The organism is Pseudomonas sp. WS 5079 (assembly GCF_012985465.1).
GTDB lineage: Bacteria > Pseudomonadota > Gammaproteobacteria > Pseudomonadales > Pseudomonadaceae > Aquipseudomonas.
Map to the genome: position 1 here is coordinate 322,733 of NZ_JAAQWN010000007.1, position 19,764 is coordinate 342,496.

Consider the following 19,764-nt stretch of genomic DNA (forward strand, 5'->3'; position numbering starts at 1 on the left):
GAATCAAGCTTGCTGGCGATGCTTCTTTTCCAGTTTCTTCTTGATCCGGTCGCGTTTGAGCGTGGACAGGTAATCGACAAACAGCTTGCCGTTGAGGTGGTCGCACTCGTGCTGGATGCACACCGCCAGCAGGCCTTCGGCAATCAGCTCGAATGGCTTGCCGTCGCGGTCCAGGGCCTTGATCTTGACGCGCAGCGGGCGTTCGACGTTCTCGTAGAACTCCGGCACCGACAGGCAGCCTTCCTGGTATTCGCCCATCTCGTCGGTCAGCGGCTCGAATTCCGGGTTGATGTACACCATCGGTTCGCTGCGGTCTTCGGACAGGTCCATGACCACCACGCGCAGGTGCACGTTGACCTGGGTGGCGGCGAGGCCGATGCCCGGGGCTTCATACATTGTTTCAAACATGTCATCGACCAGCTGACGAACCTTGTCGTCCACTACGGCCACCGGTTTGGCGATAGTGCGCAGGCGCGAGTCCGGGAATTCGAGGATGTTCAAAATAGCCATAAGCGTAATTGCTGCACATGTGAGGTAAAGGCAAATCGGCCTCGGGACACCCCGCACGGCCGGTGTGAAACGCTCGCAGGCCGCGAAGGCCAAGGCATTTCACGCGAACCGACATAATAAAGGAGATTGCCCCCATGAGGAAATCGCTACTCGTCTTCAAAACGGGGCGCCAGGTTGGGCGGCAATAACCAGTTGCAATAATTAGCCTGCTAAATAAGTTACCAACAGAGTTATCCACAGCTTGTTCCTGATCAAGGATGATCATATGTCAGCAATCCCTACTGCAGATATTTCCCCTGCCGAGCTCGAAGCCCGCCTGCGTTTGCACCGCATGCCGGAGCTGGGGCCCAGGCGTTTCAAGACGTTGATCGAGGCCTTTGGTTGCGCCTCGAAAGCCATCGGCGCACCGGCCAGTGCCTGGCGCTCCCTGGGGTTGCCGGCCGCCTGCGCCGAAGCCCGGCGCAGCGTGCAGGTGCGTGATGGCGCCAGCGTCGCATTGGCTTGGCTTGAGCATCCGGCCCAACATTTGCTGATGTGGGACCAGCCCGACTACCCGGCCCTGCTGGCCGAGTTGGGCGATGCGCCACCCTTGTTATTCGTCGCCGGCAATCCCGCCATCCTGGAAAAACCGCAGTTGGCCATGGTCGGCAGCCGCCGTGCTTCCCGACCCGGAATGGATACGGCGGCGGCCTTTTCCCGCAGCCTGGCGGGCGCCGGTTTTGTGATCACCAGCGGCCTGGCCCTGGGCATCGATGGGGCGGCGCACCAGGCGGCATTAGATGTCGGGGGGCAGACAATCGGGGTGTTGGGCACCGGCCTGGAAAATTTTTATCCACAGCGCCACCGCCGGCTCGCCGAGGCGATGATTGCCCAGGGCAGCGCGGTGGTTTCCGAGTTCCCGCTGGACGCCGGGCCCCAGGCCGGCAACTTCCCGCGACGCAACCGCATTATCAGTGGCCTGTCCCTGGGCGTGCTGGTGGTGGAAGCCAGCGTGGCCAGCGGTTCGCTGATCACCGCGCGGCTGGCGGCCGAGCAGGGCCGCGAGGTGTACGCCATACCGGGGTCGATTCATCACCCGGGGGCCAGGGGTTGTCACCAACTGATCCGTGAGGGGGCGGTGCTGGTGGAGACCATCGAGCACATCCTTGAGGGGCTGCGCGGCTGGCAGGCGTTGTCGCGGCCCGCGCCGGTGCCGGTGACCCATCCGCTGCTGGCGTTGCTGCACGCCGCGCCCCACACCAGCGAAGGCCTGGCCATCGCCAGCGGGCAGAGCCTGTCCCAGGTGTTGGCGAGCCTCACCGAACTGGAGCTGGAGGGCCGGGTGATCTGCGAAAGTGGCCGCTGGCTCGCGCGCAGTTAGGTTTTGTAACGAAGATCGGTAAACTGCGCAGAGCTTTAGTCCGGAGAGTGAGTAATGGTCAACAGGTGGCGTGTGCAAGAAGCCGCACGAGAAATTCGCGCAGGCGCGGTGATTGCCTATCCGACCGAGGCGGTGTGGGGCCTGGGCTGCGACCCATGGAACGAGGAGGCGGTGGAGCGCTTGCTGGCGATCAAGGGCCGCTCGGTGGACAAGGGCTTGATCCTGGTCGCCGACAATATCCGGCAGTTCGATTTTCTGTTCGAAGACTTCCCGGACACCTGGATCGACCGCATGGCCAGTACCTGGCCGGGACCCAATACCTGGCTGGTACCCCATCAGGACCTGCTGCCTGAGTGGATTACCGGCAAGCACGACACCGTGGCGTTGCGAGTCAGTGATCATCCGCTGGTGCGGGATTTGTGTGCATTGGTGGGCCCGTTGATTTCCACCTCGGCCAACCCACAAGGCCGGCCGGCAGCGCGCACGCGGATCCGGGTGGAGCAGTATTTCCGTGGGCAGGTGGATTTGGTGCTGGGCGGTAGCCTGGGTGGGCGCAAGAACCCGAGTTTGATTCGGGACCTGGCGACGGGCGAGGTTCGGCGCCCGTCCTGAGACCCAGGCGTGGCTATCGCGAGCAAGCTCGCTCCCACATTCGACCGATTTCCAGCATGGGAATGCGCTCGAATGTGGGAGCGGGCTTGCCCGCGATAGCGGTCTGCCAAACCACCGAGATCTCAAGGCAACAGAATGGTCGACCCCGTCGTCCGCCGCCCCGACAACTCCACCTGCGCCTTCGCCGCATCCGCCAACGAAAAGCGCTGGTTGATATCAATGCGCACCTTGCCGCTTGCGATCATGCCAAACAGGTCATCGGCCATGGCCTGTAGGTTCTGCGGATTGTTGGCGTAGGTCGCCAGCGTCGGCCGGGTCACGTACAGCGAGCCTTTCGCCGCCAGAATCCCCAGGTTCACCCCGTCCACCGCGCCCGAGGCATTGCCGAAACTCACCAGCAGGCCACGTGGCGCCACGCTGTCCAGCGAGGCGAGCCAGGTGTCCTTGCCGACGCCGTCGTACACCACCGGGCATTTTTTGCCGTCGGTCAGTTCCAGCACCCGCTGTGGGACATTTTCCTGGCTGTAGTCGATGGTTTCCCAGGCGCCGAGGGATTTGGCCAGGGCGGCTTTTTCCGGCGAACTGACCGTACCGATCAGCTTCACGCCCAGGGCCTTGGCCCATTGGCAGGCCAGGGAACCGACGCCACCTGCAGCGGCGTGGAACAGGATGGTTTCACCGCCTTGCAACTCATAGGTCTGGCGCAGCAGGTACTGCACGGTCAGGCCCTTGAGCATGGCGCCAGCCGCTTGTTCGAAGCTGATCGCGTCCGGCAGGTGCACCAGGTTGGCCGCTGGCGACACATGCAGTTCGCTGTAGGCACCCAGCGGGCCGCTGCCGTAGGCCACGCGGTCGCCGACCTTGAATTGAGTGACTGCGCTGCCCACCGCATCCACCACGCCAGCGCCCTCCGCGCCCAGGCCCGAGGGCAAGGCTGGCGGTGCATACAGACCGCTGCGGTAATAGGTGTCGATGAAGTTCAGGCCAATGGCCTTGTTCCGCACCCGAACCTGCTGTGGGCCGGGCTCCACGGGTGTGTAGTCCACATACTCAAGTACTTCGGGGCCGCCATGGGTGCTGAACTGGATACGTTTGGCCATCTGTTCTGTCCTCAAGTCTGTTTCGCGAAAGGCTCCTATCGGACTCCTATGCTTGACCTTCGTCAACTGTGGCAGTGCCCGGCGCGGTGGTATCCTGTGCGCCCCTTTGCCGCCGACGCCCAATGGCCTCGCGTAGCTTTGCCCGATTCAAGGTGATGCCATGACTACCCGCACCGAGGCTGTAAAAGCCTACCTGCTCGACCTGCAAGACCGCATTTGCAGTGCCCTGGAAACCTTCGAGGCGCATACGCGCTTTATCGAAGACGCCTGGACCCGCCCAGCCGGTGGTGGTGGCCGCACGCGGGTGATCGAGAACGGGACCGTGATCGAGAAAGGCGGCGTCAACTTTTCCCACGTCTTCGGCAGCGGCCTCCCACCGTCCGCCAGTGCCCACCGCCCGGAGCTCGCCGGTCGTGGTTTTGAAGCCCTCGGCGTGTCGCTGGTGATCCACCCGCATAACCCCCATGTGCCAACGTCCCACGCCAACGTGCGATTTTTCATCGCCGAGAAAGACGGTGAAGAGCCGGTGTGGTGGTTCGGTGGCGGCTTCGACCTGACGCCCTACTACGCCAACGAAGAAGACTGCATCCACTGGCACCGCGTGGCCGAGCAGGCCTGCGCGCCCTTTGGCGCGGACGTTTACCCGCGCTACAAGGCCTGGTGCGATAGCTACTTCCATATCAAGCATCGCAACGAGCCCCGGGGTATTGGCGGCCTGTTCTTCGATGATTTGAACGAGTGGGACTTCGACACCTGCTTCGCCTTTATCCGAGCGATTGGCGACGCCTACATCGACGCTTACCTGCCGATCGTCCAGCGCCGCCAGGCAATGGCTTATACCGAGCAGCAACGCCAGTTCCAGGAGTTTCGCCGTGGGCGCTACGTGGAATTCAACCTGGTTTATGACCGTGGCACGCTGTTTGGCCTGCAATCGGGCGGGCGTACCGAGTCGATCCTGATGTCGTTGCCCCCGCAAGTGCGCTGGAGCTATGACTGGAAGGCCGCTGCCGGCAGCGAAGAAGCGCGCCTGACCGACTACTTCCTGCAAGACCGTGACTGGCTCGGCCTTGCTGCGCCCCAGGTGGCCAGCTGATGGATCGTTATGTGGTGTTCGGCAACCCCATCGGCCACAGCAAATCGCCGCTGATCCATCGCCTGTTTGCCGAGCAGACCGGCCAGGCGCTGGACTACAGCACCCTGCTGGCGCCGCTCGAGGATTTCACCGGCTGTGCTCAGGAATTTTTCCTGCATGGGCGCGGTGCCAACGTCACCGTTCCCTTCAAGGAAGAGGCCTACCGCCTGGCCGATGCCCTGACCGAGCGCGCGCAACGCGCAGGCGCGGTGAACACCCTGAGCAAGCTGGCCGATGGCAGCCTGCTGGGTGATAACACCGATGGCGCCGGCCTGGTGCGCGACTTGACCGTCAACGCCGGCCTGAGCCTGGCCGGCAAGCGCATCCTGCTGCTCGGTGCCGGCGGCGCAGTGCGCGGTGCACTGGAGCCACTGCTGGCGCAACAGCCCGCCTCGCTGATCATCGCCAACCGCACCGTGGAAAAGGCCGAGCGGCTGGCCGAACTGTTCGATGACCTGGGGCCGGTCTCCGCCAGCGGTTTCGACTGGCTGAGTGAACCGGTGGACCTGATCATCAACGCCACCTCCGCGAGCCTGTCAGGCGATGTACCGCCGATTGCCAGCAGCCTGATCGAACCGGGCAAGACCTTTTGCTACGACATGATGTACGCCAAGGAGCCGACCGCCTTCTGCCGCTGGGCCACTGAACACGCTGCGGCGGTGGCGATGGATGGCTTGGGCATGCTGGTGGAGCAGGCGGCGGAAGCCTTCTACCTGTGGCGCGGTGTACGGCCGGATTCGGCGCCGGTGCTGGCCGAGTTACGTCGGCAGTTGGCAGGCCACTGAAGATCAACTGTAGGAGCTTGCCTGCGATAGCGGTGGGTCAGCGCCGGATGCGCCACTGATACACCGCGATCGCAGGCAAGCCAGCTCCTACAGGTTTTGACCGTGTCAGTCTTCGAAAAGGATCGGGCATTTGTCCGCCCCTTCCAGCTTCCTCAACTCCTCCACCACTTGCGGCCGCGCCCGGCGCAGCGTCAGGCTGCGTCCCAACCCCTGCAACCGCCGCGCTTCCTGGTGCAGCATCTCCACCCCGGAATAGTCGATAAAGTTGATCTGCTGCGCCTCGATCACCACCCGCTGGCCTTGCAGGCGCTGCAAGCGCACTTGCAGGTAATGGCTGGCGCCAAAGAAGATCGAGCCACCGACCCGCAGCACATCGTCGTCCCCATCGCGCCATTGCTGCACCCGTGGCTGCGAGGTGCGCTTGAGGTAGAAGAACAGCGATGCCAGCACCCCGGCATAGATTGCCGTTTGCAGCTCCAGCAGCAAGGTGGCCAGGCACGTCAGGCCCATCACCACACACTCTGCACGGCTGACCCGCCACAGCGCGCGGATGCCCCGATGATCCACCAGGCCCCAGCAGATCAGCAGGATGCTGGCGGCCATGCTCGGGATCGGGATGTGCGCAATCACCGCCGCGCCAAACAGCGCAAACAGTGCGACCCACAATGCCGAAAACACCCCCGCCAGCGGCGAACAGGCGCCCGCCTCGTAACTCAGGCCCGAGCGGGTGAAGGATCCGGCCGACAGGTAGCCGGAGAAAAATCCGCCGACGATATTGGATAAACCCTGGGCGCGTACTTCCTGGTTGGCGTCGAGCAACTGTTGCGAGCGCGCCGACAGCGAGCGGGCAATCGACAGGCTGGTCACCAGCCCCAGCATGCCCACCGCCACGGCGCTGGGTAGCAGGCGCAGGACCATGTCCAGGTCCAGCGGCAACGGGCTGAACGGCGGCAGTTGGCCAACAAATGAGCTGACCCGCGCCACATGCCCGAACATCGCCGGCCACGCCCACGCCGCCAGGCTGCCTACTGCCAGGGCAATCAACAGGCTTGGCCAGCGCGGCACGCAGTATTTAAGCAGCGCGCCCACCAGCAAGGTGCCCAGGCCAAGGGCCAGTGACGGGCGATCCCACTCGCCACCATGGTCGATCAGCGCCAGCAGGCTGTTGATGGCCGTGGCCTGGCTGGGCAGGTCGAGCCCCAGCAGGTTGGGCAACTGGCCCAGGGCGATGACCACCGCCGCGCCGAGGGTGAAGCCGAGGACGACGGAATGGGAGACGAAATTGACCAGCGCGCCAAAGCGCAACATGCCCAACAGCCATTGGAATACGCCGGCGAGCAAGGTCAGCAGCAGGATCAGGGTGATGTAGTCCTGGGAGCCAGGCACCGCCAGCGGGCTGATGCTGGCGTAGAGCACGATGGAAATTGCCGCCGTCGGGCCGCAGATCAAATGCCAGGACGAACCCCACAGGCAGGCAATCAGCACCGGGATGATCGCCGCATACAGGCCGTATTCGGGGGGCAGGCCGGCGATCAGGGCGTAGGCGATCGATTGCGGCAAGGCCAGCACCGCGCCGCTGAGGCCGACCAGCGCATCCCGGCCGACGCTGGCGCGGGTCTGGCGTGGCAGCCAGCGCAGGAATGGGAGCAGACTGTGGGGCCGGGACATGGATCGCTCGAAATACTGTAGGAGCGAGCTTGCTCGCGAAGATGGATAACGATAACGCGGGTTGCCTGAAAAAACGCGGCGTTTTCGAATTCTTCGCCGGCAGCCGGCTCCTACAGGGTGATAGGAAGACCTGTAGGAACCAGGGCAATATTTAGAGTTTGGCTTTGACCGCCGCCAATGCATCCTGGCCATCGAGGGTTTCAACCCCCTCCAGCCACTTGTCCAAAACCGCCGGATTGGCCTTGATCCATGCCTTCGCCGCGTCAGCATTGCTGACCTTGTTGTTCACCACCTCGGCCATGATGCTGTTTTCCATATCCTGGGTAAACGTAAGGTTGGTCAGCAGTCTGGCCACATTCGGGCAGGCCTGTGCATAACCTTTGCGGGTCAGGGTGTACACATTGCCGGTGTCGCCGAAGTATTTTTCGCCGCCCTTGAGGTAACGCATCTTCAACTGCACGTTCATCGGGTGCGGTGTCCAGCCCAGGAAAGTGACGAAACGCTCGCGCTTCACCGCCCTGGACACTTCGGCGAGCATCGCCTGTTCGCTGGATTCGATCAGCTTCCACTGGCTGAGGTCGAAGTCGTTTTTCTTGATGATCTCGTGCAGCGAAAGGTTGGCCGGCGCGCCGGAGCCGATGCCGTAGATCTTTTTGTCGAACTTGTCGGCAAATTTGTTCAGGTCGGCAAAGTCACGCACACCGGCCTCCCACACATAGTCCGGCACCGCGAGGGTGAACTGGGTGCCCTCGAGGTTTTTCGCCAGTTGCACCACATCGCCATTGGCCACGAACTTGTCATAGAAGCCCTGCTGCGCCGGCATCCAGTTGCCCAGAAACACATCCACCTGGCCGTCCTTGAGCCCGCCAAACGTGATCGGCACCGCCAGGGTATCGATCTTGGCCTTGTAGCCCATGCCGCTGAGCAAAACACCGGCGATGGCATTGGTGGCGGCAATGTCGCTCCAGCCGGGGTCGGCCATCTTTACCGTCTCGCAACGGGTGTCGGCATACGCATGGGTGGCACTGAGCAACAACACTGCACTCACGATTGTGGATAACTTTTGCATGGCCTTCCCCTTACTGATTTATTGGTTTTGGCAGGGTTGTGGATAACGGGCCTTGCGCTCCAGATCGTCGAGGTCGATATGGTTGCGCATGTACTGCTGGCTTGCGTCTACCAGCGGCTGGTGATCCCAGCTCTTGAGTTTGCCCACCGCCAGCGCCTCGCATACCAGGCGCCGACGGCGTTGGCTGGCGAGCACTTGCTGGTGGATCGCCGGCATGTCCCACTTGGCCCGCGCTTCGGCCAGGAACGCCTCGAACAACGCACGATGGGCCGGCGACTGACTGAGTTCTTCTTGCTCACGTGGGTCGTGGTGCACATCAAACAGTAGGCAAGGATCGTCCTCGCTGTAGATGAATTTGTAGGCCTCCCGGCGAATCATCATCAATGGGCCGATGGTGCCTTCGGCCATGTACTCGCCGAACACCTCGTCATGCCCGCCCTGCCCTTGCAAGTGCGGGACCAGTGAGCGGCCGTCCAGCGGCAGGTTGGGGTCCAGCTCGCCGCCGGCCAGCTCCACCAGGGTCGGCAACAGGTCGGCGGTGGACACCGCCGCACTCACCCGCCCGGCCTTGAATTGCCCCGGTGCACTGACCAGCAGCGGCACCCGCGCGGCCATTTCAAACCAGTGCATTTTGTACCAGAGCCCCCGCTCGCCGAGCATGTCGCCGTGGTCGCCGGAGAACACGATGATGGTGTCCTCGGCCAGGCCTGTGTCCTGCAGGGTTTGCAGGAGTTTGCCGACGTTGCTGTCAATGTAGCTGCACGCCCCGAAGTAAGCGCGCCGCGCATCGCGGATCTTATCCACAGGCAGCGGCTTGTCCCACAGGTCGTAGACCTTGAGCAGGCGCTGGGAATGCGGGTCCAGGTCGGCCTGGGCCGGCGTTGTAGGCATTGGGATGTCATTGTCGTCGTACAGATCCCAGAACGGTTTGGGAATGGTGTACGGGTCGTGGGGGTGAGTCATGGAAACCGTGAGGCAGAACGGCTGGTCGCCGTCCTCGCGAATATGGTCGAACAGGTACTGCTGGGCCTTGAACACCACCTCTTCGTCGAAATCCAGCTGGTTGGTGCGCACACACGGGCCGGCTTGCAGCACCGACGACATGTTGTGATACCAGGTGGGGCGCACGTCGGGCTCATCCCAGTTCACCGCCCAGCCGTAGTCGGCGGGGTAGATATCGCTGGTGAGGCGCTCTTCATAGCCGTGCAACTGGTCCGGCCCGCAAAAGTGCATCTTGCCCGACAGCGCCGTGCGGTAGCCGAGGCGGCGCAGGTAGTGGGCATAGGTCGGTACATCGGCGGGGAAATCCGCCGCGTTGTCGTAGGCGCCGATCTTGCTCGGCAACTGGCCGCTGACCAGGGTAAAACGCGACGGCGCACACAGCGGGCTGTTGCAGTACGCGGCGTCGAACACCACGCCTTGTGCGGCCAGGCGGCTGAGGTTGGGCAGTTTGATCGGCGAAGGGCCGTAGAACGGAAGCAACGGCGCGGCCATTTGATCGGCCATGATGAAAAGAATGTTCTTGCGCTTCATGGTCTCTCGGCATTCCATAGTCAGTGTTTATGCGATTGAGCATGCAGGCCATGGAAACCGTGGTAAAGCCCATGAAAAGCAATGTCTAGGATAAGCACCGCTTATGTATAAAGCCCTGGGAAACCTGTCGCTGGATCTGTTGCGCGCCTTTGAAGCCGCCGCCCGTCATCGCAGCTTTACAGCGGCTGCGATGGAGCTGGGCACCACCCAGCCGGCCGTCAGCCAGCAGATCAAGCGCCTGGAAGAACAGCTGGCAGTACGCCTGTTCGACCGTATCTACCGCGGCATCGAATTGACTGACGCGGGCCTGCTGTTGTTCGAGCACGTCCAGGCCGGATTGCAGAGCATTGATGCGGGCCTGGGTCTAATCACGGAGCAGGACCAGCACGAAGTGTTGCAAGTGGCGACCGACTTCGCCTTCGCCGCCTACTGGCTGATGCCGCGACTGCATCGCTTTCATGAGGCCAACCCGCAGGTGGATGTGAGCCTGGTCACCAGCGAGCGCAACCACGCGGCCTTGCGCAGTGACATCGATGTGGCGGTGTTGTTTGGCGATGGGCGTTTTCGCCAGGGCCACAGCCAGTGGTTGTTCAACGAGGAAGTGTTCCCGGTGTGCAGCCCGCAACTGCTCAAGGGCCGCGCCGCGCCGCTGTCGCTACAAAGCCTGCAGGAGCTGCCGCTATTGCACCTGCGCCAGGAAAACAGCCAGTGGTTCGACTGGAACGGGGTGTTTCGCGAACTGGGCATCACCGCCGCACCGACCCCCGGCCTGCTGCGTTTCGACAATTACACCCTGTTGATCCAGGCGGCGATTGCCGGCCAGGGCGTGGCCATCGGCTGGCGCCATCTGGTGGATAACCTGCTGGAGCAGAAATGGCTGTGCCGGCCGATTGGCGACACGGTGATCTCACGCTTTGGTTATTACGTGGTATTGCCCCAGCGCAAACGGCGCGGGCAGTTGATCGAACGGTTTGTCGACTGGCTGGCGGCCGAGCAGGCCAGCAGCGCGCAGTCCCTGGCCGGGCTGGCCCTGCCGTCGATTGCGGTCTAGGATCGGCCGATCAACGAGTCCGGAGCCAGTCATGCAACGTATCAAGGGCTACCACGCCCATATCTACTTCGACGCCAGCACCCTCGACCAGGCGCGCAAGCTCTGCGAAGACGCGGCGGCCATCTTCCCGGTGCGCATGGGGCGTATGCACGAGCGCCCGGTGGGCCCGCATCCGGACTGGAGCTGCCAGCTGGCGTTCGACCCCGAGTACATCGGCGTGGCGCTGCCGTGGCTGGCGCTCAACCGCAACGGGTTGGTGGTGTTTCTGCACCCGGATACCGGCGATGACCTGAAGGATCACACCGACTATGCGATCTGGATGGGCGCCATGCGGCCGTTGGATTTGTCGATTTTTTAACCAGTTGCTGTCAGTTGAGTCCTCACGTTCAGGTGCGAAGAACAGCGCAGGGGCGTGGGGATTTTTTCGGCATTGTTCCACTATATGGGATTGATATTTATATATTGAGATATTTTCAGCCTTAGGTTTATAGTCGGCCATCTGCCACATTCCAGGTGAAGCGATGCCGGCGCAATTGATCGCGCTCGATTGGGGAACCAGTTCCCTTCGTGCCTATAAGCTCGGCCCAGGTGGCCAGGTCCTCGAACAGCGCTCGCTGGCGTCGGGGATCATGCATTTGCCCAGCGAACCGCGATTGATCGGTGGTGTTCATTGCAGCGATGGGTTTGAGCTGGCCTTTGATACCGCGTGCGGCGACTGGCTCGACGCCCAGCCCGAGCTGCCGGTGATAGCCTGCGGCATGGTCGGCAGCGCCCAGGGGTGGGGTGAGGCGGCCTATCGCAAGACGCCGGTTGACGTCGCCAGCCTGGGCTTGGCGCTGCACAAGGTGCGCAGTTTGCGCGGTGTGGATGTGCATATCGTGCCCGGTGTGATCGAGCAGGTCGGTTTACCCAACGTGATGCGCGGCGAAGAAACCCAGGTGCTCGGCGTGCTGCAAAGCCTGCCAGCCAGCGCTGAATTATTGATCGGCCTGCCCGGCAGCCATTCCAAATGGGTCGAGGTGGTCGCAGGCCGCATTACCCATTTCGACACCTTCATGACCGGCGAACTGTTCGCGGTGCTGAGCAAGCACAGCATTCTGGGGCGTACGCAAAAGATCGCCGGGCAGTTTCAGGCCGACGCCTTTGACCGGGGTGTGCGCGTGGCACTTTCAGAGGATGGCCGGCGCGGTGTGCTGTCGACCCTGTTCAGCGCGCGTACCCTGGGGTTGACCGCAGAACTGACTCCTGAACAGCAGCCCGACTACCTGTCCGGCCTGCTGATCGGCCATGAACTGGCCGGCTTGCCCGACCGTGCGCGCCACACGCCGATCATCCTGGTGGGCGCCGCCGCCCTCTGCGCCCGCTACCAACGTGCCCTCGCCCTGTGTGGTTTGCACCACGTCAGCCTCGCGCAAGCAGCGACCGAGCGCGGCCTGTGGCAACTGGCGCTGGCCGCCGGGCTCATTCAACCTGCAATCGAGGCCTGACATGCTCAAGCAAGCACTCACACACAACGGTTTGATCGCGATCCTGCGTGGCCTGCGCCCGGATGAGGCTGGCGCTGTCGGCCAGGTGCTGTACCAGGCCGGGTTCCGGGTGATCGAAGTGCCGCTCAATTCGCCAGATCCCTACACCAGCATCCGCACCCTGCGTGAGACGTTGCCCGCCGACTGCCTGATCGGCGCTGGCACCGTGCTGACGCCCGAGCAGGTGGGGCGGGTGAAGGCGGCGGGTGGCCAGGTGATCGTCATGCCCCACAGCGATGCCAAGGTGCTGCGTGCCGCAAAAGCTGCGGGCCTGTACCTGTCGCCCGGGGTCGCGACGCCCACCGAAGCCTTCGCCGCCCTGGCCGAAGGGGCCGATGTGCTCAAGCTGTTCCCGGCCGAGCAAATGGGCCCGGCGGTGGTCAAGGCCTGGCTGGCGGTGTTGCCGGCCGGCACGGTCCTGCTGCCGGTGGGCGGGATTACCCCGGACAACATGCAAGTGTTCGTCGACGCCGGGGTCAAGGGCTTTGGCCTGGGCTCCGGGCTGTTCAAGCCCGGCATGACGGTCGAGCAGGTGGCGAGCCGTGCCCAGGCGTATGTCGCTGCCTGGAATGCCTTGAACTGAGTGTGCCTGGCGCCTCAGGCGCCGCATCCGACAAGAGAGATAAGAAGATGAAAATCACCAAACTGACCACCTTTATCGTGCCGCCGCGCTGGTGCTTCCTCAAAGTGGAAACCGACCAGGGTGTAACCGGTTGGGGCGAGCCCGTGGTTGAAGGCCGCGCCCACACCGTGGCGGCGGCGGTCGAGGAATTGTCCGACTACTTGATCGGCAAAGACCCACGCAATATCGAAGATATCTGGACCGTGCTGTATCGCGGCGGCTTCTACCGGGGCGGCGCGATTCATATGAGCGCCCTGGCCGGGATCGACCAGGCGTTGTGGGACATCAAGGGCAAGGCCCTCGGCGTGTCGGTCAGCGACCTGCTGGGCGGCCAGGTGCGGGACAAGATCCGCGTCTACTCGTGGATCGGCGGCGACCGCCCGGCCGACACCGCCCGTGCGGCCAAAGAAGCCGTGGCCCGGGGGTTTACGGCGGTGAAGATGAATGGCACCGAGGAGCTGCAATTTCTCGACACCTTCGACAAGGTCGACCAGGCCCTGGCCAACGTGGCCGCCGTGCGCGACGCGGTCGGCCCGAATGTCGGCATTGGCGTGGACTTCCATGGCCGCGTCCACAAGCCCATGGCCAAGGTGCTGATGAAAGAGCTGGACCCGTACAAGCTGATGTTTATCGAAGAACCGGTGCTCAGCGAAAACTACGAAGCGCTCAAGGAACTGGCGCCTTTGACCAGCACCCCGATAGCCCTGGGCGAGCGGCTGTTCTCGCGCTGGGATTTCAAGCGTGTGCTCAGTGAAGGTTACGTCGACATCATCCAGCCGGATGCATCCCACGCCGGCGGCATCACCGAAACCCGCAAGATCGCCAACATGGCCGAAGCCTACGACGTGGCCCTGGCCCTGCACTGCCCGCTGGGCCCGATTGCCCTGGCGGCGTGCCTGCAACTGGATGCGGTTTGCTACAACGCGTTTATCCAGGAGCAAAGCCTGGGCATTCACTACAACGAGAGCAACGATTTGCTCGACTACGTGCGCGATCCGGGGGTTTTCGACTACGACCAGGGCTTTGTGAAAATCCCCAACGGGCCGGGGCTGGGGATTGAGATCAACGAGGAATACGTGATCGAGCGCGCGGCCATTGGTCACCGCTGGCGCAACCCGATCTGGCGGCATGCCGATGGCAGTTTTGCCGAGTGGTAAGCCCTGCCTGAAAGAGCGCGGTCAATGTGGGAGCGGGCTTGCTCGCGATTGCGGTAAATCAGCCAACTTATCAGGCACTGACACACCGCTATCGCGAGCAAGCCCGCTCCCACACTGAGTACGGTTTCTTCAGTCAATTTTTTCAGACCTCAATAAACATAATAAGAGGCTCCCCCCATGCACCCTGAAACCCTCACCGGCCAGGCGTCCCTCGTCACGCCCAGCCGCAAGCGTTACTTCATCATGGTCCTGCTGTTTATCACGGTGGTGATCAACTACCTGGACCGCAGCAACCTGTCGATTGCCGCGCCGGCCCTGACCAGCGAGCTGGGGATCGACCCGGTGCATGTGGGGCTGATTTTCTCGGCGTTCGGCTGGACCTACGCCGCCATGCAAATCCCCGGCGGCTGGCTGGTGGACCGGGTGCCACCGCGCATTTTGTACACCGTGGCCTTGCTGTTGTGGTCGATTGCCACGGTGATGCTGGGGTTTGCCGCAAGCTTTATCGCGCTGTTTGTGTTGCGCATGGCGGTGGGTGCCCTGGAAGCGCCGGCTTATCCGATCAACAGTCGGGTCGTCACCAGTTGGTTTCCCGAGCGTGAGCGCGCCACGGCCATTGGTTTCTACACGTCCGGGCAGTTCGTCGGGCTGGCGTTCCTTACCCCGGTACTGGCGTGGTTGCAGCATCACTATGGCTGGCACATGGTGTTTATCAGCACCGGCGCGGTGGGCATCCTCTGGGCACTGGTGTGGTATGCGGTGTACCGCGAGCCGCGGGATTTCAAAGGGGTCAACAGCGCAGAAATCGAGTTGATCCGCGCAGGCGGCGGCCTGGTGGACCTGGATGCACAAACCGCCAAGCGCAAGGCGCCTTTCAGTTGGGTCGACCTGGGTATCGTGCTGACCCAACGCAAGCTGTGGGGCATCTACCTGGGCCAGTTCTGCCTGAACTCGACCCTGTGGTTTTTCCTGACATGGTTCCCAACCTATCTGGTGAAATATCGCGGCATGGACTTCATCAAGTCCGGCCTGCTTGCCTCGCTGCCGTTTCTCGCGGCGTTTGTCGGGGTGTTGTGTTCCGGGCTGTTTTCCGACTGGCTGATCCGCCGTGGCGCCTCGGTGGGGTTTGCGCGCAAATTGCCGATCATCAGTGGCCTGCTGATCTCCACGGCAATCATCGGCGCCAACTTCGTGGATTCCACGCCACTGGTGATTGCATTCCTGGCGGTGGCGTTTTTCGGCAACGGCCTGGCGTCGATCACCTGGTCGCTGGTCTCGACACTGGCGCCGGCGCGACTGTTGGGGTTGACGGGTGGGGTGTTCAACTTCATCGGCAACCTGGCGGCGATCACCACGCCGATCGTCATTGGCTTTCTGGCCACGGGCGACTCGTTTGCGCCGGCGATTACCTACATTGCGGTGCTGGCGCTGCTGGGGGCGCTGTCTTACATACTGCTGGTGGGTAAGGTCGAGCGGATCGAGCTGAAGGAATAAAGCTGTTGTAGGAGCGAGCTTGGCTCGCTCCTACAAGGGGGGGCTTATTTACGGGCGTTGCGTACACCTTCGGATAAGGCCGCACACAGGCTCAACACCCCATCAATCGCTTGCTGGTCGTTGCTGGCATTGGCGATGTGGTCGATCAGCGCCGACCCCACCACCACACCGTCCGCCAGGCGGGCGATGGCGGCGGCCTGTTCCGGGGTGCGGATGCCGAAGCCAATGCTGATCGGCAGGTCGGTATGCCGGCGCAGGCGGCCGACGGCCTCTTCCACGTGTTCCAGGGTGGCGGCACCGGCACCGGTCACACCGGCCACCGACACGTAGTACACAAACCCGGAGCTGCCGTTGAGCACGGTGGGCAGGCGCGCATCGTCGGTGGTGGGCGTGGTCAGGCGGATAAAGTCGATGCCTGCGGCCTGGGCCGGGTCGCACAGTTCGCTGTTATGTTCCGGCGGCATGTCGACCACGATCAGGCCGTCCACGCCGGCCTCTTTTGCGTCATGGATAAAGCGCGGCACGCCGTACATGTGGATCGGGTTGAAGTAGCCCATCAGCACCAGCGGCGTATCGCTGTTGCCCTGGCGGAACTCGCGCACCATCTGCAGGGTTTTCAGCAGGTTCTGCTTGGCGCCCAACGCGCGGATATTGGCCAGTTGGATCGCCGGACCGTCGGCCATCGGATCGGTGAAGGGCATGCCCAGCTCGATCACATCGGCGCCGGCTGCCGGCAAGCCCTTGAGGATCGCCAGGGAGGTGTCATACCCCGGGTCGCCGGCGGTGACGAAGGTCACCAGGGCGGCGCGGTTTTGTTCCTTGAGTTGCGCAAAGCGGGTTTGCAGGCGGCTCATTTAGTGTTTCTCCTGCTGAGACTGTTCCATATGGTGCATCACGGTCTGCATGTCCTTGTCGCCACGGCCCGACAGGTTGACCACCATCAGGTGATCCTTGGGCAGGCTCGGTGCGCGCTTGAACACTTCGGCCAGGGCGTGGGCGCTTTCCAGTGCAGGAATAATCCCTTCCAGGCGGCAGCATTTGTGAAAGGCGTCGAGGGCTTCGTCGTCAGTTACCGAGGTGTATTGGACGCGGCCGATATCGTGCAACCACGCATGCTCAGGGCCGATGCCGGGGTAGTCGAGGCCCGCGGAAATCGAGTGGGCGTCGATGATCTGGCCGTCGTCGTCCTGCAACAGGAAGGTGCGGTTACCGTGCAGCACGCCTGGTACGCCGCCATTGAGGCTGGCCGCGTGCTTGCCGGTCTCGATGCCGTAGCCGGCGGCTTCAACGCCAATGATCTGGACACTGGTGTCATCGAGAAACGGGTGGAACAGGCCCATGGCATTCGAGCCACCGCCGATGCACGCCACCAGGCTGTCGGGCAGGCGGCCTTCCTGGGCTTGTAACTGGGTACGGGTTTCCTTGCCGATCACGGCCTGGAAGTCGCGGACCATCGCCGGGTACGGGTGCGGGCCGGCCACGGTGCCGATCAGGTAGAAGGTGCTGTCGACGTTGGTCACCCAGTCGCGCAGGGCTTCGTTCATCGCGTCCTTGAGGGTGCCGGTGCCGGCCACCACCGGGATCACTTCGGCGCCCAAAAGCTTCATGCGGAACACGTTGGCCTGCTGGCGCTCGATATCAGTGGTGCCCATGTAGATCACACATTGCAGGCCAAACCGCGCGGCGACGGTGGCGGTGGCCACGCCGTGCATGCCGGCGCCGGTCTCGGCGATGATGCGTTTCTTGCCCATGCGCCGCGCCAACAGGATCTGGCCGATGCAGTTGTTGATCTTGTGCGCGCCGGTGTGGTTGAGCTCTTCGCGCTTGAGGTAGATCTTGGCGCCGCCGCAGAACTCGGTCAGGCGTTCGGCAAAGTACAGCGGGCTTGGGCGTCCGACATAGTCGCGCTGGAAGTAGGCCAGTTCTTCGTTGAAGGCCGGATCGATCTTGGCTGCTTCGTATTCGCGGGCCAGGTCGAGGATCAACGGCATCAGGGTTTCCGCCACGTAGCGGCCGCCGAACGCGCCAAACAGGCCGTTGGCATCAGGGCCGTTGCGTAAATCGGTCTGGGACTGAGTCATGGTGCGCTCCAGGAAGAAAGTTGGGAGAGGCAATGACGGCCACTCTACCCCTGACGCCGGACCGTGAAAACCGATAAGATCGCCGCAACCTGTCAGGAAAACTCACAGATGAGCCGAGACCTTCCGCCGCTTAATGCCCTGCGTGCATTTGAAGCCACCGCCCGCCTCAACAGCGTCAGCCAGGCAGCCGAGCAATTGCATGTGACCCACGGTGCGGTCAGCCGACAACTGAAAGTGTTGGACGAACACCTTGGGGTGAGTCTTTTCGTCAAGGATGGACGCGGCATTAAACTCACAGATGCCGGCGTGCGGCTGCGCGATGCCAGCTTCGAGGCGTTCGAGCGTCTGCGGGATGTGTGCGGGGAGTTGACCCAAAGCAGCGCCGACGCGCCGTTTGTCCTTGGCTGCTCCGGCAGTCTGCTGGCGCGTTGGTTTATTCCGCGCCTGGGGCGCTTGAATGCCGACTTGCCGGATTTGCGTCTGCATCTATCGGCGGGCGAAGGCGACCTTGATCCAAGGCGCCCGGGCCTGGACGCCCTGCTGCTGTTTGCCGAGCCGCCGTGGCCTGCGGATATGCAGGTCTACGAGCTGGCGAGCGAGCGGATTGGCCCGGTGATGAGCCCGCACTTTGCCCACTACCAAGCCCTGTGCCAGGCACCCGCCCAGGCTCTGCTGGGCGAAGCCCTGTTGCACACCACTTCGCGCCCGCAAGCCTGGCCCAATTGGGCACAGCACCATGGCATCGAGCCCGGCGCATTGAAGTACGGCCAGGGGTTTGAGCATTTGTATTATTTGCTGGAGGCGGCCGTGGCTGGCCTTGGGGTGGCGATCGCACCGCAACCGCTGGTGGCGGAGGACGTGCGCGCCGGTCGCTTGGTTGCGCCATGGGGTTTTAGTCAAACCCCGGCGCAACTGGCGTTGTGGCTACCCAAGCGCGCCGCGGATGGGCGCGCCCGGCAGCTGGCGCAATGGCTCAAGGCTGAGCTTGCGCGCCAGCCGGTTTAGTCACCGCGTTTGCACAGCAGGTAAGCCGCCAGCAGGCCCAGTGCGCCAACGGCAACGCCGGCGGTGGTCCAAGGGTGCTCCTGTGCGTAGTCACGGGTGGCAGCCCCGGTTTCGCGGATTTTCACTTTGCTTTCTTCGTAGGCGTCGCTGATCAAGTGGCGGGAGTGCTTGAGGGCATTCTCGGCATTGCTTTTGAGGGCCTTCAGGGTTTTGCGCGACTCGTCAGACGCATCGTCCTTGAGGCTCTCAAGGGATTTGAGCAGGCTCGAAATCTCGGCTTCCATGCTTTCCAATGACGCTTTGCGTAAAGAGGTGTTGGCCATGTGGGCTCTCCTGGAGTGAATGAGTAACGTGTGTTGATTCCGACTGCGGGGGTTTCAGAAAGTGCAGTAAATCTGAACTTTCAAGTGAGAAGAGTCGCCAGAAGCAGTAAGAAGAATCACTGCTAGGCTTCATTAATCGACCCAGGAGAACACTCATGACTGATCATCACACCTACAAGAAAGTCGAACTGGTGGGCTCGTCCCCAACCAGCATCGAGGACGCCATCAACAATGCGCTGGCCGAGGCCAGCAAGAGCATCAAGCACCTGGAGTGGTTTGAGGTCACCGAAACCCGTGGCCACATCAAGGACGGCAAGGCCGCGCACTTCCAGGTGACACTCAAGGTGGGCTTTCGTATTGCCAATAGTTGACGGGGTTGGTTGAACTTGCACGCTGGCCGATTGCCATAACCTGCGCTACACCCTTTGGGCGCCGATGCCCTATGCGTCGGCGTACATTTTTTGATCAGCGCAAGGAAAGTAACGGATGAAAAAGTTTCTGTTAGCGGTAGGTTTGTTGAGCCTGGCAGGTACAGCCCTGGCGGCTGGCAAGGATTGTGGCGAGCTGAAAAGCGAAATCGACGCCAAGATCCAGGCCAATGGTGCGTCCGGGTACACCCTGGAAATTGTCGAAAAAGGCAGCGCAACCAACGGCGAAGTGGTCGGCAGTTGCGAAGGTGGTACCAAGGAAATCGTCTACAACCGTAGGTGATCCCGTGCGGCAGACATAAAAACCG

The 19,764-nt window shown here is 62.6% G+C and carries 21 protein-coding genes; 13 read left to right on the forward strand and 8 right to left on the reverse strand.

What is annotated here, in order from left to right; all coding sequences use genetic code 11:
* Nucleotides 1-3 precede the first annotated feature (3 nt).
* Nucleotides 4-510, reverse strand: a complete 507-nt coding sequence (def, locus tag HBO05_RS20290; protein WP_029290229.1) for a peptide deformylase — start codon at nucleotides 508-510, stop codon at nucleotides 4-6.
* 265 nt (nucleotides 511-775) lie between these two features.
* On the opposite strand from def, the gene dprA reads away from it, so the two are divergent.
* Nucleotides 776-1,870 carry a DNA-processing protein DprA gene (gene dprA, locus HBO05_RS20295; protein WP_169954077.1) on the forward strand — a complete coding sequence of 365 codons (1,095 nt, stop codon included), beginning with the start codon at nucleotides 776-778 and terminating at the stop codon, nucleotides 1,868-1,870.
* Nucleotides 1,871-1,924: 54 nt separating this feature from the next.
* Nucleotides 1,925-2,482, forward strand: a complete 558-nt coding sequence (locus HBO05_RS20300) for an L-threonylcarbamoyladenylate synthase (RefSeq protein ID WP_169954078.1) — start codon at nucleotides 1,925-1,927, stop codon at nucleotides 2,480-2,482.
* A gap of 122 nt (nucleotides 2,483-2,604) precedes the next feature.
* On the opposite strand, the gene HBO05_RS20305 is transcribed toward HBO05_RS20300, so the two are convergent.
* Complete coding sequence (locus tag HBO05_RS20305; RefSeq protein WP_172313851.1) at nucleotides 2,605-3,582, reverse strand: NADPH:quinone reductase; 978 nt, start codon at nucleotides 3,580-3,582, stop codon at nucleotides 2,605-2,607.
* A 160-nt stretch (nucleotides 3,583-3,742) separates the two neighbouring features.
* Between HBO05_RS20305 and hemF the strand changes: the two genes are divergently transcribed.
* A complete protein-coding gene (gene hemF, locus HBO05_RS20310) occupies nucleotides 3,743-4,675 on the forward strand; it encodes an oxygen-dependent coproporphyrinogen oxidase (RefSeq protein WP_170042002.1) in 933 nt (310 codons plus the stop codon).
* Nucleotides 4,675-5,499, forward strand: a complete 825-nt coding sequence (aroE, locus tag HBO05_RS20315; RefSeq protein WP_169954081.1) for a shikimate dehydrogenase — start codon at nucleotides 4,675-4,677, stop codon at nucleotides 5,497-5,499. Before hemF ends, aroE begins: the two co-directional genes overlap by 1 nt.
* Before the next feature lie 105 nt (nucleotides 5,500-5,604).
* Here aroE and HBO05_RS20320 read toward each other — a convergent pair whose 3' ends face one another.
* The 3 genes from HBO05_RS20320 to betC all read right to left on the reverse strand — a co-directional run bounded on the left by HBO05_RS20320 (nucleotide 5,605) and on the right by betC (nucleotide 9,769).
* The gene (locus HBO05_RS20320; protein WP_172313853.1) at nucleotides 5,605-7,167 is read right to left on the reverse strand and encodes a SulP family inorganic anion transporter; all 1,563 of its coding nucleotides are present in this window, start codon (nucleotides 7,165-7,167) and stop codon (nucleotides 5,605-5,607) included.
* Between the two features lie 151 nt (nucleotides 7,168-7,318).
* Complete coding sequence (gene choX / locus HBO05_RS20325) at nucleotides 7,319-8,236, reverse strand: choline ABC transporter substrate-binding protein (protein WP_172313855.1); 918 nt, start codon at nucleotides 8,234-8,236, stop codon at nucleotides 7,319-7,321.
* Between the two features lie 18 nt (nucleotides 8,237-8,254).
* Nucleotides 8,255-9,769 carry a choline-sulfatase gene (betC, locus tag HBO05_RS20330; protein ID WP_172313857.1) on the reverse strand — a complete coding sequence of 505 codons (1,515 nt, stop codon included), beginning with the start codon at nucleotides 9,767-9,769 and terminating at the stop codon, nucleotides 8,255-8,257.
* A gap of 103 nt (nucleotides 9,770-9,872) precedes the next feature.
* Here betC and HBO05_RS20335 point away from each other — a divergent pair, with 103 nt between their 5' ends.
* The 6 genes from HBO05_RS20335 (at nucleotide 9,873) to HBO05_RS20360 (ending at nucleotide 15,619) form a co-directional block, all read left to right on the forward strand.
* Nucleotides 9,873-10,820 (forward strand): LysR family transcriptional regulator, encoded by a 948-nt coding sequence (locus tag HBO05_RS20335; protein ID WP_172313859.1) that lies wholly within the window; start codon nucleotides 9,873-9,875, stop codon nucleotides 10,818-10,820.
* Nucleotides 10,821-10,851: 31 nt separating this feature from the next.
* A complete protein-coding gene (locus HBO05_RS20340) occupies nucleotides 10,852-11,178 on the forward strand; it encodes a DOPA 4,5-dioxygenase family protein (protein WP_169954086.1) in 327 nt (108 codons plus the stop codon).
* Between the two features lie 163 nt (nucleotides 11,179-11,341).
* Nucleotides 11,342-12,307, forward strand: coding sequence for a 2-dehydro-3-deoxygalactonokinase (locus HBO05_RS20345; protein ID WP_170057456.1), 966 nt, complete (start codon nucleotides 11,342-11,344; stop codon nucleotides 12,305-12,307).
* 1 nt (nucleotide 12,308) lies between these two features.
* Complete coding sequence (locus HBO05_RS20350; protein ID WP_172313861.1) at nucleotides 12,309-12,929, forward strand: 2-dehydro-3-deoxy-6-phosphogalactonate aldolase; 621 nt, start codon at nucleotides 12,309-12,311, stop codon at nucleotides 12,927-12,929.
* Nucleotides 12,930-12,976: 47 nt separating this feature from the next.
* Nucleotides 12,977-14,125, forward strand: coding sequence for a galactonate dehydratase (gene dgoD / locus HBO05_RS20355; protein WP_032857121.1), 1,149 nt, complete (start codon nucleotides 12,977-12,979; stop codon nucleotides 14,123-14,125).
* Between the two features lie 177 nt (nucleotides 14,126-14,302).
* Nucleotides 14,303-15,619: an MFS transporter gene (locus tag HBO05_RS20360; RefSeq protein WP_170057454.1), complete on the forward strand. Its 1,317-nt coding sequence runs from the start codon at nucleotides 14,303-14,305 to the stop codon at nucleotides 15,617-15,619.
* A 44-nt stretch (nucleotides 15,620-15,663) separates the two neighbouring features.
* Here HBO05_RS20360 and trpA read toward each other — a convergent pair whose 3' ends face one another.
* Together trpA and trpB are read right to left on the reverse strand one after the other, a co-directional pair.
* Nucleotides 15,664-16,473, reverse strand: coding sequence for a tryptophan synthase subunit alpha (gene trpA / locus HBO05_RS20365; RefSeq protein ID WP_172313863.1), 810 nt, complete (start codon nucleotides 16,471-16,473; stop codon nucleotides 15,664-15,666).
* Complete coding sequence (gene trpB, locus HBO05_RS20370; protein WP_169954090.1) at nucleotides 16,474-17,700, reverse strand: tryptophan synthase subunit beta; 1,227 nt, start codon at nucleotides 17,698-17,700, stop codon at nucleotides 16,474-16,476.
* Nucleotides 17,701-17,808: 108 nt separating this feature from the next.
* Here trpB and HBO05_RS20375 point away from each other — a divergent pair, with 108 nt between their 5' ends.
* Nucleotides 17,809-18,705 (forward strand): LysR family transcriptional regulator, encoded by an 897-nt coding sequence (locus HBO05_RS20375; protein WP_172313865.1) that lies wholly within the window; start codon nucleotides 17,809-17,811, stop codon nucleotides 18,703-18,705.
* Here HBO05_RS20375 and HBO05_RS20380 read toward each other — a convergent pair.
* The gene (locus HBO05_RS20380; protein ID WP_016969656.1) at nucleotides 18,702-19,028 is read right to left on the reverse strand and encodes a DUF883 family protein; all 327 of its coding nucleotides are present in this window, start codon (nucleotides 19,026-19,028) and stop codon (nucleotides 18,702-18,704) included. The two genes, HBO05_RS20375 and HBO05_RS20380, sit on opposite strands and share 4 nt — an antisense overlap.
* A gap of 155 nt (nucleotides 19,029-19,183) precedes the next feature.
* On the opposite strand from HBO05_RS20380, the gene HBO05_RS20385 reads away from it, so the two are divergent.
* Together HBO05_RS20385 and HBO05_RS20390 are read left to right on the forward strand one after the other, a co-directional pair.
* A complete protein-coding gene (locus tag HBO05_RS20385) occupies nucleotides 19,184-19,399 on the forward strand; it encodes a dodecin (RefSeq protein WP_029290270.1) in 216 nt (71 codons plus the stop codon).
* Between the two features lie 115 nt (nucleotides 19,400-19,514).
* Nucleotides 19,515-19,739, forward strand: coding sequence for a DUF1161 domain-containing protein (locus HBO05_RS20390; protein ID WP_169954092.1), 225 nt, complete (start codon nucleotides 19,515-19,517; stop codon nucleotides 19,737-19,739).
* The last annotated feature ends 25 nt before the right edge of the window (nucleotides 19,740-19,764 follow it).

What these genes read in the sequence shown, in the direction of transcription:
- betC (WP_172313857.1), bottom strand. Translation starts at nt 9,769, where the DNA reads ATGAAGCGCAAGAACATTCTTTTCATCATGGCCGATCAAATGGCCGCG.
- HBO05_RS20390 (WP_169954092.1), top strand. Translation starts at nt 19,515, where the DNA reads ATGAAAAAGTTTCTGTTAGCGGTAGGTTTGTTGAGCCTGGCAGGTACA.
- choX (WP_172313855.1), bottom strand. Translation starts at nt 8,236, where the DNA reads ATGCAAAAGTTATCCACAATCGTGAGTGCAGTGTTGTTGCTCAGTGCC.
- trpB (WP_169954090.1), bottom strand. Translation starts at nt 17,700, where the DNA reads ATGACTCAGTCCCAGACCGATTTACGCAACGGCCCTGATGCCAACGGC.
- dgoD (WP_032857121.1), top strand. Translation starts at nt 12,977, where the DNA reads ATGAAAATCACCAAACTGACCACCTTTATCGTGCCGCCGCGCTGGTGC.
- HBO05_RS20305 (WP_172313851.1), bottom strand. Translation starts at nt 3,582, where the DNA reads ATGGCCAAACGTATCCAGTTCAGCACCCATGGCGGCCCCGAAGTACTT.
- dprA (WP_169954077.1), top strand. Translation starts at nt 776, where the DNA reads ATGTCAGCAATCCCTACTGCAGATATTTCCCCTGCCGAGCTCGAAGCC.
- HBO05_RS20385 (WP_029290270.1), top strand. Translation starts at nt 19,184, where the DNA reads ATGACTGATCATCACACCTACAAGAAAGTCGAACTGGTGGGCTCGTCC.
- HBO05_RS20360 (WP_170057454.1), top strand. Translation starts at nt 14,303, where the DNA reads ATGCACCCTGAAACCCTCACCGGCCAGGCGTCCCTCGTCACGCCCAGC.
- hemF (WP_170042002.1), top strand. Translation starts at nt 3,743, where the DNA reads ATGACTACCCGCACCGAGGCTGTAAAAGCCTACCTGCTCGACCTGCAA.
- HBO05_RS20335 (WP_172313859.1), top strand. Translation starts at nt 9,873, where the DNA reads ATGTATAAAGCCCTGGGAAACCTGTCGCTGGATCTGTTGCGCGCCTTT.
- HBO05_RS20300 (WP_169954078.1), top strand. Translation starts at nt 1,925, where the DNA reads ATGGTCAACAGGTGGCGTGTGCAAGAAGCCGCACGAGAAATTCGCGCA.
- HBO05_RS20340 (WP_169954086.1), top strand. Translation starts at nt 10,852, where the DNA reads ATGCAACGTATCAAGGGCTACCACGCCCATATCTACTTCGACGCCAGC.
- HBO05_RS20320 (WP_172313853.1), bottom strand. Translation starts at nt 7,167, where the DNA reads ATGTCCCGGCCCCACAGTCTGCTCCCATTCCTGCGCTGGCTGCCACGC.
- HBO05_RS20350 (WP_172313861.1), top strand. Translation starts at nt 12,309, where the DNA reads ATGCTCAAGCAAGCACTCACACACAACGGTTTGATCGCGATCCTGCGT.
- aroE (WP_169954081.1), top strand. Translation starts at nt 4,675, where the DNA reads ATGGATCGTTATGTGGTGTTCGGCAACCCCATCGGCCACAGCAAATCG.
- trpA (WP_172313863.1), bottom strand. Translation starts at nt 16,473, where the DNA reads ATGAGCCGCCTGCAAACCCGCTTTGCGCAACTCAAGGAACAAAACCGC.
- def (WP_029290229.1), bottom strand. Translation starts at nt 510, where the DNA reads ATGGCTATTTTGAACATCCTCGAATTCCCGGACTCGCGCCTGCGCACT.
- HBO05_RS20375 (WP_172313865.1), top strand. Translation starts at nt 17,809, where the DNA reads ATGAGCCGAGACCTTCCGCCGCTTAATGCCCTGCGTGCATTTGAAGCC.
- HBO05_RS20380 (WP_016969656.1), bottom strand. Translation starts at nt 19,028, where the DNA reads ATGGCCAACACCTCTTTACGCAAAGCGTCATTGGAAAGCATGGAAGCC.
- HBO05_RS20345 (WP_170057456.1), top strand. Translation starts at nt 11,342, where the DNA reads ATGCCGGCGCAATTGATCGCGCTCGATTGGGGAACCAGTTCCCTTCGT.